Annotated in this window: 11 protein-coding genes; 5 read left to right on the top strand and 6 right to left on the bottom strand. The window is 58.8% G+C overall.

Annotated features, from left to right (window positions below; genetic code table 11):
* Positions 1 to 24: 24 nt before the first annotated feature.
* The 3 genes from ACQZ5F_RS10305 to ACQZ5F_RS10315 all read left to right on the top strand — a co-directional run bounded on the left by ACQZ5F_RS10305 (position 25) and on the right by ACQZ5F_RS10315 (position 3,777).
* Complete coding sequence (locus ACQZ5F_RS10305) at positions 25 to 1,530, top strand: inorganic phosphate transporter (RefSeq protein WP_052817317.1); 1,506 nt, start codon at positions 25 to 27, stop codon at positions 1,528 to 1,530.
* A gap of 17 nt (positions 1,531 to 1,547) precedes the next feature.
* Positions 1,548 to 2,285 (top strand): 16S rRNA (uracil(1498)-N(3))-methyltransferase, encoded by a 738-nt coding sequence (locus ACQZ5F_RS10310; RefSeq protein WP_225339445.1) that lies wholly within the window; start codon positions 1,548 to 1,550, stop codon positions 2,283 to 2,285.
* A gap of 118 nt (positions 2,286 to 2,403) precedes the next feature.
* Entirely contained in the window at positions 2,404 to 3,777 is a 1,374-nt protein-coding gene (locus tag ACQZ5F_RS10315) for a glutamate--cysteine ligase (protein WP_448730477.1), read from the top strand.
* A 216-nt stretch (positions 3,778 to 3,993) separates the two neighbouring features.
* On the opposite strand, the gene ACQZ5F_RS10320 is transcribed toward ACQZ5F_RS10315, so the two are convergent.
* Positions 3,994 to 4,287 (bottom strand): DUF1127 domain-containing protein, encoded by a 294-nt coding sequence (locus tag ACQZ5F_RS10320; RefSeq protein WP_052817310.1) that lies wholly within the window; start codon positions 4,285 to 4,287, stop codon positions 3,994 to 3,996.
* 202 nt (positions 4,288 to 4,489) lie between these two features.
* Between ACQZ5F_RS10320 and ACQZ5F_RS10325 the strand changes: the two genes are divergently transcribed.
* Complete coding sequence (locus ACQZ5F_RS10325) at positions 4,490 to 5,440, top strand: LysR substrate-binding domain-containing protein (RefSeq protein WP_046800660.1); 951 nt, start codon at positions 4,490 to 4,492, stop codon at positions 5,438 to 5,440.
* Between the two features lie 68 nt (positions 5,441 to 5,508).
* Here the strand turns inward: ACQZ5F_RS10325 and ACQZ5F_RS10330 are convergent, their stop codons facing one another.
* Positions 5,509 to 7,947 carry a DUF1217 domain-containing protein gene (locus ACQZ5F_RS10330; RefSeq protein WP_046800744.1) on the bottom strand — a complete coding sequence of 813 codons (2,439 nt, stop codon included), beginning with the start codon at positions 7,945 to 7,947 and terminating at the stop codon, positions 5,509 to 5,511.
* 367 nt (positions 7,948 to 8,314) lie between these two features.
* Here ACQZ5F_RS10330 and ACQZ5F_RS10335 point away from each other — a divergent pair, with 367 nt between their 5' ends.
* Positions 8,315 to 8,881, top strand: coding sequence for a DUF6101 family protein (locus ACQZ5F_RS10335; protein WP_046800659.1), 567 nt, complete (start codon positions 8,315 to 8,317; stop codon positions 8,879 to 8,881).
* Between the two features lie 79 nt (positions 8,882 to 8,960).
* Here ACQZ5F_RS10335 and ubiA read toward each other — a convergent pair whose 3' ends face one another.
* The 4 genes from ubiA to ACQZ5F_RS10355 all read right to left on the bottom strand — a co-directional run bounded on the left by ubiA (position 8,961) and on the right by ACQZ5F_RS10355 (position 14,867).
* A complete protein-coding gene (ubiA, locus tag ACQZ5F_RS10340; protein WP_225339446.1) occupies positions 8,961 to 9,914 on the bottom strand; it encodes a 4-hydroxybenzoate octaprenyltransferase in 954 nt (317 codons plus the stop codon).
* Positions 9,915 to 10,032: 118 nt separating this feature from the next.
* A complete protein-coding gene (locus ACQZ5F_RS10345; RefSeq protein WP_046800743.1) occupies positions 10,033 to 10,833 on the bottom strand; it encodes a MipA/OmpV family protein in 801 nt (266 codons plus the stop codon).
* Between the two features lie 284 nt (positions 10,834 to 11,117).
* Positions 11,118 to 12,374 carry an SAM-dependent methyltransferase gene (locus ACQZ5F_RS10350; RefSeq protein ID WP_046800657.1) on the bottom strand — a complete coding sequence of 419 codons (1,257 nt, stop codon included), beginning with the start codon at positions 12,372 to 12,374 and terminating at the stop codon, positions 11,118 to 11,120.
* Between the two features lie 168 nt (positions 12,375 to 12,542).
* Complete coding sequence (locus ACQZ5F_RS10355) at positions 12,543 to 14,867, bottom strand: Tex family protein (RefSeq protein WP_046800656.1); 2,325 nt, start codon at positions 14,865 to 14,867, stop codon at positions 12,543 to 12,545.
* Between the last annotated feature and the right edge of the window lie 58 nt (positions 14,868 to 14,925).

Below are 14,925 nucleotides of genomic sequence, written 5' to 3' on the forward strand. Positions count from 1 at the left end.
GAATGCTGGCAAACGAGGTCTGAATTGGCAATAAAGCCACCATCGAACATGAAACCGACGCTCGACAAGGATCTCGACAAGATCACCCGTGTCGAAGAGGCGACGCTGCACGTCACGCAGCAGCTTGCAGGCCTTGGCGCGGGGTTCATGTTCGTTGTTCTGGCGGCGATATTTGCCGGTGCCTTCGTCACAGGCACCGACGGCTCGGTCATCATCATCGCCGCCGTTGCCATCGGCGCCTATATGGCGATCAATATCGGCGCGAACGACGTAACGAACAATGTGGGCCCCGCGGTTGGCGCCAAGGCCTTGCCACTTGCCGCAGCACTCATCATTGCCGCCATCTGCGAGATCGCCGGTGCACTGATCACCGGCGGCAATGTGGTCGAAACCATTTCCAGCGGCATCATCAACGTCCAGACCATTCCAGACAGGACCGCATTTTCCTGGGCGATGCTGTCGGCGCTTCTCGCTGCCGGCCTTCTCGTCAATCTCTCGACCTGGACCAAAGCGCCGATTTCCACCACCCATACGGTGGTCGGTGGCGTTGCGGGTGCCGGCATGGCGGCCTATGGCATCGGCGCAGTCGACTGGCTGTCGCTCGGCAGCATTGCCTTTGCATGGGTGCTTGCGCCCTTCATCAGTGCGGTTATCGCCGTCCTCATCCTTGCCTTCATCAAGGAATGCATCATCTATCGCGAGGACAAGATCGAATCCGCGCGGCTGTGGGTGCCTGTTCTCATCGGCCTGATGGCGGGGGTTTTTACCGCCTATCTCATCTGGGTCGGGTTGCGGCAGCTCATGCATGTGTCATTGGGCCACGCCAGCCTCATCGGGCTTATGACCGGCCTCGTTGCCTGGCGTCTCTGCGTGCCGATCATCCGCAAACAATCCGAAGGGCTGGAGAACCGTAACCAGTCGCTGCGAACGCTGTTCCAATGGCCGCTCGTGCTCGCCGCCGGATTGATGTCCTTCGCGCACGGGGCAAATGACGTGTCCAACGCCATTGGCCCGGTGGTGGCCATCGTGCGGGCATTGCACAACGAAGCGGTGGAGACGTCCGCCCGCGCACCGCTCTGGGTAATGCTGGTCGGCGCGTTCGGCCTTTCCTGCGGTATTCTGCTTTATGGCCCGCGCCTCATCCGCCTGGTCGGTGAACAGATCACCAAGCTCAATCCAATGCGCGCGTTTTGCGTTTCCGTGGCGACCGCGCTCACCGTTCTTGTCGCCTCACGCTTCGGCCTGCCGGTCAGCACCACCCATACGGCAATCGGCGCCGTATTCGGCGTCGGTTTCTTCCGTGAATGGTACACGCAGTCATCGCGCCGACGGCAGGAACTCGTCAATGCGGGCACCGGGGATATCCGCCGGGCTGCACGATTTGCCGACAATCCTTCCGAGGTGCGCCGCCGCTACCTTGTCCGGCGTTCCCACTTCATGACGATCATCGCTGCCTGGCTGGTCACCGTTCCCGCAAGTGCTACGCTTGCGGCGCTGCTCTACTGGCTGATGTCTTTCCTCTTTCTGTAAACCTGAAACCAAATCCCATGCGCGCAAATTTCCGGATGCAACGCCTGTTTATCGAAGCCCCGCTTGCTGCGGACATCGCACTGGAGGCGACGGGCGAACAGTTCAACTACCTCGCCAATGTGCTGCGTATGGCGGATGGCGCGGAAATCCTGCTGTTCAACGGCCGCGACGGCGAATGGAAGGCGAAACTTTCCTTTCCGAGCCGCAAGAAGATCGTTCTCATCCCTCTGGAGCAGACGCGGCCGCAGCCGGACGCGCCGGATCTGCATTATCTCTTTGCGCCGCTGAAGGTCGGCCGCATGGATTATCTGGTGCAGAAGGCGGTTGAGATGGGTGCCGGCCTGTTGCAGCCGGTGATGACGCAGCATGTTCAGGGCAAAATACACAACACCGACAAGCTGCGCGCCAACGCCGTCGAGGCCGCCGAACAATGCGGCATACTGTCTCTGCCTGAGGTCGCCGAGCCGGTGAAGCTGAAAGACATGCTGGAGAGCTGGCCACAGGACCGGCGCATCATCTATTGCGACGAAGGCGATGCGGGGCAAAATCCGCTGCCGGTTCTGCAATCCGTCAAGGAACACAAAATCGCCCTGCTGGTTGGCCCGGAAGGCGGGTTTTCAGAGGACGAACGGGACCTTCTGCGCAGTCTTGCTTTCGTTACTCCCATTCCGCTCGGGCCGCGTATCCTGAGGGCCGATACGGCCGCCGTCGCAGCATTGGCGGTCATTCAGGCGACCATCGGCGACTGGAACTGAGGTGGAATATTACGCTTCATGCATCTTTAAAAGAAATTCATTTGCCTCCGGATGCGATCCGGCTCTATCTGCCAATCATATGCCTCGCCGCAACAGAGACGTCATAACAAGGTAAGCCATGGCACGCGACACAACCGACCAGACACCCCTCTCCTCCGTCACGGAGCTTACAGACTATCTGGCGGGCGGTTGCAAAGCTGAAGCCGATTTCCGCATCGGCACCGAGCACGAGAAATTTGCATTCTTCCGTGAGGATAATAGCCCCGTTCCCTATTTCGGCGAGGCCAGCATTTCCGCCCTCCTGAAGGGCATGCAGGCAAAGCTCGGCTGGGAACCGATCATGGACGGTGAGAACATCATCGGGCTTGGTGAACAGCACGGCATAGGGGCCATCTCCATCGAGCCGGGCGGCCAGTTCGAACTTTCCGGCGCGCCGCTCGAAAACCTGCACCAGACCTGCAAGGAATCCAACCAGCATCTGGCGACCCTTCGCGAAGTGGCGGAGCCGATGGGCATCCGTTTCCTCGGCATCGGCGGCAGCCCGCTGTGGAGTTACGACGAAACACCGCATATGCCGAAATCACGCTATGCGATCATGACGCGTTATATGCCGAAGGTCGGGACCAAGGGTCTCGACATGATGTACCGTACCTGTACGATCCAGGTGAACCTCGACTTTTCCTCCGAAGCGGATATGCGCCAGAAGATGCGCGTTTCCATGAAGCTACAATCGCTGGCAACCGCACTGTTTGCCTCTTCGCCCTTCACCGAAGGCAAGCCGAACGGCCTTCTTTCCTGGCGTGGCGATATCTGGCGCGACACCGACAATCAGCGGTCCGGCGTGCTGCCCTTCACCTTCAACGACGATTTCGGCTTCAAGGACTATGTCGAATGGGCGCTGGATGTGCCGATGTATTTCATCGTGCGCGACAGCAAATATCACGATTGCACCCATGTCACCTTCCGGCAGTTCATGAACGGCGCGCTGAAGGGCGAAATCGCCGATTGGCAGCCGACCATGGGTGACTGGACGAACCATCTCTCTACCCTTTTCCCGGATGTGCGCCTGAAGCGTTTCCTTGAAATGCGCGGCGCCGATGGCGGCCCCTGGAGGCGCATCTGCGCCCTGCCGGCTTTCTGGGTTGGCCTTCTGTATAATCAGGAAGCGCTTGACGCTGCCGATGCACTGACGGCCGGCTGGAGCTTCGACGAGGTGATCGCACTTCGCGACGCCGTGCCGGTCAAGGGACTGGGTGCCGAGATAGCCGGCAAGCCGCTTCTGGGTATCGCCCGCGAGGTTGTCGATATTTCCCGCACCGGCCTTAAAAACCGCAACAGGCTGAACGGCGAAGGCCAGGACGAGACCGTGTTCCTGTCATCGCTGGACGAGGTGCTGGCCAAGAAGACCACGCTCGCCGACGACCTGCTGGCGCTCTATAACGGACGCTGGGGCGGCTCGGTGCTGCCGGTGTTCGAGGAATATCAGTATTAAGATATCCCGCCGAACCCCGCTGTGGGGTCAGGAGCCCGCGTAACAGCAAGCGAAGAAAAGCCATAAAAAAGCCCGGCGCGGCCGAGGGGCCTGACACCGGGCAAAGGCAGGGCTATTGGCAAATCACCCTGCGGGGAAAACTTTTAGGTTCGAAGCAGTTCCAGCCGCTGGAGGCCCGCTGGAACTGCGCGAACGAAGCCGCTTTTGCTGCAATGCTTACAGCGTCTTGAACCGTGTCACTGCCCGCTTGCGCGCGGCGCGGGTCAGATGAGCGGTCGGATCTTCGAACAGGCCGGTATTAAGCGCGTCCCGCACATCCGAGTGTGCCAGCCCGATATCGGCAAGAAGGCGGTCGTCAAGCTCGGTCAGCCCATTGGCGACGATGCGGTTGTAGATGCGCTGCAAAAACGTTTTCACGGCCGAAGCACCACCGAAGACGATGCGACGCAGGGTGTCGCTCTGCCTTGTGGTTGCGAGTTCCAGTTCCATTCTCCGTTCTGCCGTGCGCATGACACTTATCCTTCCGTAACGGCACGATGCGGCACCGCCCCCGACGCACCACGCGCGAGAAGCTGCCTTGGGTTGGGGCCTGACGTTTCGCCGGCCCGTGGTTGAGGTTGATTTGTTGAATGTCAAAATGTCGCAAGACTATTGATCAGTCCAACGAATGTTTCTAATGTAAGACATCAATCATTCTGATGGATGACCATCCATGTCCGCACCTCTCGATATAGATCAGCTGCACACCTTCATCGCCATCATCGATACGGGCAGCTTCACCAAAGCAGCCGACCGCGTTTTCAAAACGCAATCCGCCGTCTCCATGCAGATGCGGCGGCTTGAGGAGCGGATCGGCAAACAGCTTTTCGCCAAAGACGGGCGTGGCAACCGCCTGACGGCGGAGGGCGAAAAGCTGATGAATTACGCCCGCCGTATCATACGCCTCAACAATGAGGCGATCGCCGCCTTTGACGACAACCGGCTCGAAGGTACATTGCGCATCGGCACGCCTGATGACTATGCCGACCGCTATATGCCTGAAATCATCGGCCGTTTCGCCAAGACCCATCCGAATGTCGAGCTTTACATCGTCTGCGAACCTTCGGTCAGCCTTGCCGAAAAAATGGCGCGCGGCGAGCTGGATATTGCGCTCGTCACCCACAATCCCCGCGCCCGCTCTTCGGATGTGGTTCGCACCGAACCGCTGTGCTGGGTCGCTTCCGCCAACCATCCGCTGAAGGATGATGCGCCGGTGCCGCTCGCCGTCGGCCGTCGCGACTGCCACTGGCGGCAGCTTGCCTGTTCGGCGCTCGATGCCGACGGGCGGGATTATCAGGTTCTGTTCACCAGTTGGTCTTCCACCGTGGTGGCCGCCGCCGTGCTGGCCGGCATGGCCGTCTCGGTGCTGCCGGAATCGGCGCTGCGTACCGGTATGAAGGTTCTGAGCGCTGCCGACGGTTTCCCACCGCTGCCACCGGTGCAAATCGGCCTGATGAAGCGGCCGGGCCTCTCCCCCTCGCTGGTGAATGCGATTACCGACCATATCACCGCCTGCCTCGACAACATCTCGCCGATGAACGTTGCCGATGAGATGGACAGTGACGTGAAGACCTACCCGAAGATGCCGCGCCTGCGCGCCGGGCATATGCTGCCGGGGTGGTGAGCGGATAGTACAAATACGAAGGCCGGGGCAAGCTCCGGCCTTTCTGTTACGCGTTTGCGCGCTGCCGTTTACCGCGCCCGCAGCGACGCGACCGCCAGCAGCGTCTCGCCGCTGATACCCGCTGAGCCGCTGCCATTAAACAGCATCATGATCGGATCGGTGGTGTTCTGCGCGTTGTCGTACATGATGGTGAAGCGGGAGACGAGTTTCTTGACCTTTTCCGGGTCCTGAAAATCCTCGATGTCGAAATATTTCTTCATCATCGCCACCTGTGTATCGACCGGGGCGTTGCCGAGTTCATCGGGAATACCAAAGGTAGTGTTGATGAAATTCTGGATCGCGGTGTCGGCAAGGATGGAATAATAGGACGTCGTTCCTGCCGCCATGCGCTTGAAATAGAGCGCCAGGCGCACACCGGCATTCTCTTCACCCGCCTGCGTTTCCAGCGTCTGCGTCAGGTAATTGTCCAGCGTCTCGTAAAGACCACGCCGCGTCTGGATTAAACTGCGGTCTTCGCGAAGGATATTGCCGTCCGTATCGAAGTTGAAGGCTGTGACGAGACGACGGAAGACCGGGTCCATCTCCTTGTTGACGTAGCTTTCGCTATCATCCAGCTTGGAGGAGAATATCTTTTCCAACTGTTCCTTTGTCACGCTTTTCGGATCGATGCCCAGCGATTCCATCGCAAATTTCGTCAGGCGATCATTGGCCAGGAATTCCTTGAACGTCTTGATCTTCTGCATCTCGGCGGTGAAATACTCCGCCTCTTTCTTGGCCGCTTCCTTGTCCTTCTCCGTGCCGAAAGCAGACTTCTTCTTGATATAATCGGCCGACATGGTCTGCATTTCGATTTCCGACTGAGCCAGAACGGGAGACCCCAGACTTCCGTCGGACTTGAAGTTGAAAAGATCCGCCAGCTTGACGTAGCGCTCGTCCTTCAGCGTATAGACGTAACTCTTCTTGTCCTGCAGGTCGCTGGTAAGGACCTTGCGGATATCGGCAACATTCACCTTGGCCGGATCGAGACCGACCGCCTTCAGCGCGTAGTTATAGACCGCGCTGCTGTCGAGAAAATCCTTGACGGATGTGACGCTTCTTATGTCGCTCTTGAACAGTTTGAGCGCATTCGCGTCGGCCGCGTCATCCTTGTCGTTATAATGGGTCATGTAGCCGTTGGTGGTGGTCGCGGTCTGCAACGTCGTCTGGGGCGTCGTGCCGGCGGCAAGCGTTCCGTCCGCCTGGAAGTTGAACGCATTTCTCATGGCGATGTAGCGTTTGTCGTTCTTGCCGAAGGTCGCGATGTAGTTGTTCGGGTCGCTCAGATCGCTGGTCAGAATATTCTCGATTGTCGCCGTCACGATCGTCACGTCGTTCAGGTCGAAAGCAACCTTTATATAGTTGAGAAGGCGCGCATCCGAGGTCAGTTCGTCCACGGTCTTGATCGAGCCGATCTTCGATTCGAAATAATCCCGGTTCAGGGTGGCGACCGTCGGCGTCACGCGCGGCGCGCTGGCGATATAGGCATCCGTCATCACTTTGACATTGTCAGCCTTCTGCGCTCCGCCGGCGGCCACCGTGCCGTCGTTCTTGAACTCGAAGGCGGCCGCAAGCTGTGCCATCTTGTTATATTGCGTGACGGTGTTGGACAGCGTCGTCTGCTCCGCCGTGATTGCGGCGAGCTTTGCTTCCCACTCGCTCTTCGGCGGCAACACGGCTTCAAGCTGCGTCAGCTGATCCTGCCTCGTCACCTTTTCCGCCTCGAGTGCCGTGCGCTGCTCGGCCGTCAGGTCCGTCCCCGCAAGCGAGGTGTCGATGGCGGTGATGCGGGCCGTGACCTGCCCGTGAAGTTCGATATTGCCCTTCATCGCCAGCTTTTCGACCGCGTCATTATAGGCGGCACCAAATTTCTGGTTGAGGTAGCTATCGGGATCGGCGATATCGCTCGTCATCAATCCGCGGATATGGGCATAGGTATAGGTCTTCTCATCGATGCTGAAGACCTGGAAAATATAGGCACGGGTCCTGTCATTCTGCAGCAGCTGATCCACATTGGTGACCGAGCCGATGATCGCCTTGTAATAACGCGTTTCTTCCGAAAGGCTGTTATCAAGATCGGATATCGACGTACCGTAAAGCCCGATCATCTTGTCGAGCTGGGCCTCCGTCTGGACGGTCTTCGTTGACGCCGTGAAGTTGAAGGATGCGGCGAATTCGCGGTAGCGCTCATCCGTCAGCTTGTTGGCAAAGCTGTTCTGGTCGTTCAGATCGCTTTCCAGAACTTTCTTCATAAAGGCCTTGGCATAGGTCATCTCACCGAGACCGAAGGCATCCATGGCGTAGGAATAGAGCTGATAATTATTCAGGAACTCATCGACACTTTTCACATTGCCGATGTTTTCCTTGTAATATTTCGTCTGTCGCTCGATGAGACCCTGCTGCGCCACGCGAGAGATGCTCGTCTTCATATCGCGGTTGATGAGGTCGTAGCTGAGATACGTCGATACCATCTGAATGCCCTCTGAAACATCGCGCATCCCTTCGGGAGCATCGAGGTTCCGGTTATTAAATCCACCCAACACGCCCCATCCGGACGCACGGCAAGCCTTGGCAGGACTATGCATGACGCTCCTTGCCCGGAGCTTGAAAGAGCACATTTTCGGGAGTGATAAAAACCGCATTGTCTCAATCCGCTTTACGCAATCGAAACCATGCCACAGTGGGTTTTGCTAACCATTTGGGAATGCAAAGTTTTCTTAACCGCGATTTTTAAGCAGTCTCGAACATGCGGCGGATAATCTCCTGACATCAGAGGACGAAAAGTCCCGATGAGAAGACCGGAAACCGGCTCTCAGGTAAAACAAGGGTAGATTAAACATGACCAAGACCGTTCTGAAGCCCGACTGGGCCGTTGCCACACTCAGACTCGACCCGGCACGTTTTCCGCAACAGGTCACCTATGGAAAAGGCAACGGCGCGACCGACGTCGCCGTAACGCTCGATGAACGGGGCGCCGTTCTGAGAAAGGTTCTTTCCTCTTCCGGCCTGCCTTTGTCTTTCGCCCTGCCAGCCCGCGCCTTCAAGGGTGTCGCCGCCCGCGCCATCGACCATGGCGACGGCCAGGTGACCGTGACGCTGGAACTTCACCATGATGATCCGGATCTCTGCGTTCCGCTGCTGGTCGCCCACGATCTCTGCGATATCGCCGCCGACTGGCGCAGCTGGTCCGAAGCCTACCGCATTCCCATGCTGATGGTGGAAGCCGATGGCGTTGCCCGCCCGCTGGAAGAACATCTCGGCAAGGTGCGCACCCAGAATACCCGCCCGCGCCGCCGCCATTCCTATTTCGCGGATCGCCGCCCGCGCTTCCTCGTTCGCCGCTCCACCGGTTCTCTCGGCATGAGCATGAAGATCGAGGGCAAGGAAATCATCGCCCGCAGCTGATAATCTTCAGCGAAAACAAACCAAAAGCCCGGCGCGCGTAATGCGGCCGGGCTTTTTTGTATCTTGCTTTCCAGCTGCTTCACACCAGCAGAAGCGGCAGAATGAGGCCCGCGAAAATCATCACACCGACGCGGTTGTTGGATTTGAACAATACGAGGCATTGTTCGACGTCGTCGATATCCAGAACCCAGACCTGCCGGAACAGCATGATGGCTGCGGCAGCAAGGCCGCTATAGGCAATGACGTTAACACCCGCACCCCAGAAAGAGAGAGCAATCATGACAAGGGCTGTGCCATAAAGAAAAACCAGCCAGCGATGTGTGTTTTCTCCAAACAGCAGGGCGGTGGAACCGATGCCTACCGCCGTGTCGTCTTCCTTGTCCTGATGGGCGTAGATTGTATCATAACCGATCGTCCAGGCGATGGAGGCGACATAAAGCAGGACAGCCGGCCAGGCGATGGAGCCGAACTGCCCGGCCCAGCCCATCAGCGCGCCCCAGGAAAAGGCAAGGCCGAGAAAAAATTGCGGCCAGTTGGTGAAGCGCTTGGCAAAAGGATAGATCGCTACGAAGATCAGCGAGAAGATGCCTGTCGCGATTGCGAAGCTGTTGAACTGCAAAAGCACCACAAATCCGGCAAGCGCCTGCAACACGATGAATATCTTGGCCTGCAGCCGGGTTACGCGGCCGGATGGCAACGGACGGGAGCGGGTGCGCGCCACGGCCATGTCGATCTTGTGGTCGGCCAGATCATTATAGGTGCAACCGGCACCGCGCATCGCCACCGATCCGATGAAAAACAGCGCCAGATGCCAGATCAGCGTGCCCCAGGAAAAGCCGCCACTCACCGTCGCGGCATTGGCCGCAAGGGCGGCGGACCAGAAACACGGCCACATCAACAATTGCCAGCCGATGGGGCGATCCCACCGTGCCAATTGCGCATAGGGCCAGAGGGACCTCGGCAAAATCCGATAGACCCAGTTGTTGGATGGCGCGTCGGAAACGCGGCCTGATAAATCGCTGTGGTGAACCATGGGATGGTTCTACAGCATTGGCGGGCGAATCGGAATGGATTTCAGCATTGGCCGCGCCCACAAAAAAGCCCCGCAGCGCTTTCGCGGCGAGGCTTTGCATCACCTTATTCGCGTCGCCTCAGGGCAGCGAGAAATTGAATTTGTAGCTTGCCTGAACACCGATGATGAACTGGTTCTTCGAACCACGCTCGCGCACCAGCGAACTGTCGGCGGCGTCGCCCGTCAGACGGCGATATTCCGCGAAGGAACCGACTTCGGCGTTTTCGGTGACTTTCCAGGTGATGGCGGCGCCGATACCGGCGGAATGCAGGCCGCCGCCCGGGCTATAGGGCGAAGGCGCGCCGGCGGCTGTCTGCGCCGCGCTCACGCCGTAATAGCGCTCATTGTATTTGCTGCTGACCCATGTGGCGCGCGGGCCAGCGGAAATCTGGATGCCGGGGGCGATATCGGTAAAGGCATCGACGGAGACGTCACCAACCACGCCGCTGTGGCTGCGGATGCCCTGACGAACTTCGCCGCGCACGCGCAGCCAGTCGGTCGGATAGGCCTCGGCGAAACCACCAAGCTCGCCACCGCGCTTGATGCGGGTCATGCCCTTCAGATCGGAAGAATCGCCTTCGTCACGCGGGGATACGAGCTTGCCGGCCAGACCCATGCTGATCGGACCGTTATCCAGAAGCGAGATCGAGGCGCTGTCATTGCGCGAGGTGAAACGCGCGCCCTGCCCCTGACGTCCGAGCGAAATGATGGGCGAGAAGCCGAATTCGTTCTTGTTGTCGCCCTGATATTTCGGCGCAGTGAAACCCGCGCCGCCGAGCTTCAGATACCAGTCGCCGGAAAACCAGCCTTCGGCATGGGCATTGCCCACGGCAAAAAGCGACAGGACACAGGCGGCGACTGCCGCTGATGGCTTGAACATGAAAGAACCCCAGAAACGCAATACAGACAGGTGCCCGTAGAATTAGAGGGATTGTCTTTCCATTCCATTAACCAGCGCGGGATGAAATTCGACTCCTGCGGAGGGTGGTGACAAGGCCTCAAAACCCCACCTCCGTCATGCTCGCGCCTATCCCGAGCATCTGCAACCGAAGGACTTTACGCAACGTGGATAGATCCTCGGGACGAGCCCGAGGATGACGCCGAGATTGCGGAGACGTTTGTCAACACTCTCCGCAATTCGGTCACCCGTCACCCACGCCGTGGTCAGAACGTCACCTTCTCCAGCGGTGGGCGGGTCTTTTCAAACTCCAGCAGCTTCGCCTCGTTCTGCGCAATGTAATCGCGATTATGCGGAACGGCATCGCGATCCTTGGCGAGCTGGATCTGGAAGATATGGAAATTTTCATGGGTGAAGGCCATTTCGGACCCCGCCAGATAAAATTCCCACATGCGGAAGAAGCGCTCGTCGTAAAGTGCGATCGCTTCGGCCTTGCGCGCCACGAAACGTTCACGCCAGTGCCGGAGCGTATGGGCGTAATGCATGGGCAGGATTTCGATATCCTTCACCAGCAGCCCGGACTTCTGGATCGCCGGCAGCACCTCGGCAAGCGAGGGAATATATCCGCCGGGGAAAATATATTTTTCGATGAAGGGATTGGTCGCCAGTGCCGGATAGGGCTGGCCGATGGAATGCAGCACCATCACGCCCTTATCGTCCAGCACCTCCGCTACCTTGTCGAAATAATCGCGATAATGCGTCGGCCCGACATGTTCGAACATGCCGACGGAGACGATGCGATCATATTTCTTTGAGGCCGGAAGGTAGCGGTAATCCTGCAATTCGAAACGGACATTGCCGGCAATACCGCGTTTTGCCGCCCGGTCGCGGGAAACACGCAGTTGCTCTTCGCTGAGCGTGATGCCCGTCACATCGGCACCGGCGCTTTCGGCGATATACATCGCCATGCCGCCCCAACCGGAGCCAATCTCCAGCACGCTCTGGCCCGGCTCGGTCATCAGCTTGGCAGCAATATGCCGTTTTTTGGCAACCTGCGCCTCATAAAGGCTGATACCAGGCGGGTTGAAATAGGCGCAGGAATATTGCCAGTCCTCATCGAGGAAGAGGTCGAACAGCTTGGCGCTCAGATCATAGTGGTGGGCGACGTTGCTCTTGTTGTGATTGACCGGCAGATGCATCTTGATGCGGGCGGCGATGATGCGCGCCATGCCGCGCCAGACCATGCCAAAGGACAACGCCTCGCTCAACGTATTACCTTTGACCAGCGCCAGAAAGTCGTAAATATCGCCCTCGGCGATGGTCATACGGCCTTCCATATAAATTTCGGCAAGTTTCAATGCAGGATCGGCGGCGATCTCCTGCATGGCAGCTTCGTCGGTGAAATTCAGAACAACCCGTTTTCCAGTGCCGTCACCAAATGTGCGGCTGCCCTGCGGGCTGTGAACGGCAAGATCACCGATCTTGATTATCTTTTCGAGAAGAACATGCAGAGACGACGCCATGGCACCCCCAATTGCTAAGTCTCACTTATCAATTTTGCTGACCGTATTCCTTTCGGCACAAGTTTCAAGATAGTCTTATTTCAAAAAAATTGAACGATTTCATCAAATAAAAAGCCCCGCCGGGGTATCCGGCAGGGCTTTTCGGCAAAAAATCATTTCAACCCTAGGTCAGCGTCGCTTCATTGCCTCAGCCAAAGCCGCGGCAAGAGCACCACCAGATTGCGACCCCTCGTTGCGATCTTTCGGCTTGGATGTCGCGTGGCGCATGGCGCTGGCATTGCCCTTCTCGCGCATCGGCTGAGGTGCTGCCTCACCGCCATCCTTGCGCATGGTAAGACCGATGCGCTTGCGTTTCACATCCACTTCAACGACTCGCACCTTGACGACATCGCCCGCTTTGACGACCTCATGCGGATCCTTCACGAAACGGTCGGCAAGCTGCGAGACATGCACCAGCCCATCCTGATGCACGCCGATATCCACGAAAGCGCCAAAGGCGGCAACATTGGTGACCGTGCCTTCCAAAAGCATGCCCGGTTTCAGATCGGTGATCTCGTCCACGCCTTCGGCAAAAGTCGCGGTCTTGAAGCTCGGGCGCGGGTCGCGGCCGGGTTTTTCCAGTTCAGCGATGATGTCTTTGACAGTCGGCAGGCCGAATTGCTCATCGATGAAGCGCTTCGGGTCGAGACCCTTCAGCGTGGCGCTGTCGCCCATCAGCGTGCGCAGGTCGCGGCCGCAGGCGGCAACGATCTTCTTCGCCACACCATAGGCTTCCGGGTGCACCGAAGACGCATCCAGCGGCTCCTTGCCATTGGGAATGCGCAGGAAGCCAGCGCATTGTTCGAAGGTACGCTGGCCAAGGCGCGGCACTTTCAGCAGCTCCTTGCGGCTGGCAAAGGGGCCGGTCTGATCGCGATGGGCGACGATGGCGTCGGCAATCGAGCTGCCAAGACCGGACACCCGCGCCAGAAGCGGCGACGAGGCCGTATTGAGATCAACGCCGACGGCATTCACCGCATCTTCCACGACGGCATCAAGCGAGCGGCTGAGGCGACCCTGATCGACATCGTGCTGATATTGGCCAACACCGATGGATTTCGGTTCGATCTTCACCAGTTCCGCCAATGGGTCCTGAAGGCGGCGGGCGATGGAGACGGCCCCGCGCAGCGAAACGTCGAGATTGGGGAATTCCGCCGCCGCCCGTTCCGAAGCGGAATAGACCGAAGCGCCCGCTTCCGAAACGATGACCTTGGTGGGTTTTGTGCCGGAAGCCGAAGCGGGCATCTGCGCCAGAAGATCGGCCACCAGCTTTTCCGTCTCGCGGCTGCCGGTGCCATTGCCGATAGCGATCAGCTCGACATTGTGCTTACGGATGAGCAAGGCGAGTTCCGCCTGCGTGCCGCGCACATCGTTCTTTGGCGGGAAAGGATAGACCGTCGTGGTCTCCAGGAGCTTGCCGGTGCCATCCACCACGGCCACCTTGACGCCGGTGCGGATGCCCGGATCGAGACCCATGGTGGCGCGGGAACCCGCCGGTGCAGCCAGCAGCAAATCTTTCAGATTGCGGGCGAAAACATTGATCGCCTCTTCTTCGGCCCGCTCACGCACTTCACGCAAGAGATCGAGCGACAGCGACATTGAGAGCTTCACGCGCCAGGTCCAGCCCGCCACTTCCATCAGCCACTGATCGGCGGGGCCGGCATTGCGGATATCAAAGGCGGCAGCGACGGTGCGCTGGGCCGGCTTGACCGGCGACGGATCGTCAGCATCGACATCGATCGTCAGTGTCAGCACTTCCTCGTTCCAGCCGCGCAGCATGGCGAGCGCGCGGTGGCCCGGCACGGTTGCCCAGCGCTCGAAGTGGTCAAAGTAATCGGAGAACTTCTCGCCGGTCGCCTGTTTGCCGTCCACGACCTTGGCGCGGAAAATAGCGTTCTGGCGCATATAGTCGCGCAGCCGGCCGAGAAGATCGGCGTTTTCCGTCATGGTCTCGGCCACGATATCACGCGCGCCTTCAAGCGCTGCCTTCACATCCGCTACTTCGCCCTTGATATAGGCCTCTGCAAGCTTTGCCGGATCGCCAGCGCGGTTATCCCAGATGGCTTCGGCAAGCGGACCAAGGCCGCGTTCGCGGGCGATTTCCGCGCGGGTGCGGCGCTTGGGCTTATAGGGCAGATAAAGGTCTTCCAGTTCCGCCTTGGTGCCCGCCTGCATGATCTTGATCATCAGCGCGTCGGTCATCTTGCCCTGACCGTTGATGGTCTCGACGATGGAGGCGCGACGCGCATTGAGTTCGCGCAGATAGACAAGGCGTTCCGCCAGCGTTCGAAGCTGGGTGTCATCGAGGCCGCCGGTCACCTCCTTGCGGTAACGGGCGATGAAGGGAACGGTCGCGCCCTCGTCCAGCAAGCCCACCGCCGCCTTCACCTGATCGGGGCGGGCGTTGATTTCGGAGGCGATGAGCGTGGCGAGGCGGGCATTATCTGCGGTCATGAGGTTCTCTGATGTGGCGTCTGGAGCGGCGAACATAATGTCTGATTGTGGCGTGACA

The sequence above is a fragment of the Agrobacterium sp. 22-210-1 genome (assembly GCF_053522525.1).

Excerpts from the sequence above, each read along its gene's own strand:
- ubiA (WP_225339446.1), bottom strand. The coding sequence starts at position 9,914 with ATGGTTCACCACAGCGATTTATCAGGCCGCGTTTCCGACGCGCCATCC.
- ACQZ5F_RS10325 (WP_046800660.1), top strand. The coding sequence starts at position 4,490 with ATGTCCGCACCTCTCGATATAGATCAGCTGCACACCTTCATCGCCATC.
- ACQZ5F_RS10355 (WP_046800656.1), bottom strand. The coding sequence starts at position 14,867 with ATGACCGCAGATAATGCCCGCCTCGCCACGCTCATCGCCTCCGAAATC.
- ACQZ5F_RS10310 (WP_225339445.1), top strand. The coding sequence starts at position 1,548 with ATGCGCGCAAATTTCCGGATGCAACGCCTGTTTATCGAAGCCCCGCTT.
- ACQZ5F_RS10345 (WP_046800743.1), bottom strand. The coding sequence starts at position 10,833 with ATGTTCAAGCCATCAGCGGCAGTCGCCGCCTGTGTCCTGTCGCTTTTT.
- ACQZ5F_RS10350 (WP_046800657.1), bottom strand. The coding sequence starts at position 12,374 with ATGGCGTCGTCTCTGCATGTTCTTCTCGAAAAGATAATCAAGATCGGT.
- ACQZ5F_RS10320 (WP_052817310.1), bottom strand. The coding sequence starts at position 4,287 with ATGCGCACGGCAGAACGGAGAATGGAACTGGAACTCGCAACCACAAGG.
- ACQZ5F_RS10315 (WP_448730477.1), top strand. The coding sequence starts at position 2,404 with ATGGCACGCGACACAACCGACCAGACACCCCTCTCCTCCGTCACGGAG.
- ACQZ5F_RS10330 (WP_046800744.1), bottom strand. The coding sequence starts at position 7,947 with ATGGTATCGACGTATCTCAGCTACGACCTCATCAACCGCGATATGAAG.
- ACQZ5F_RS10335 (WP_046800659.1), top strand. The coding sequence starts at position 8,315 with ATGACCAAGACCGTTCTGAAGCCCGACTGGGCCGTTGCCACACTCAGA.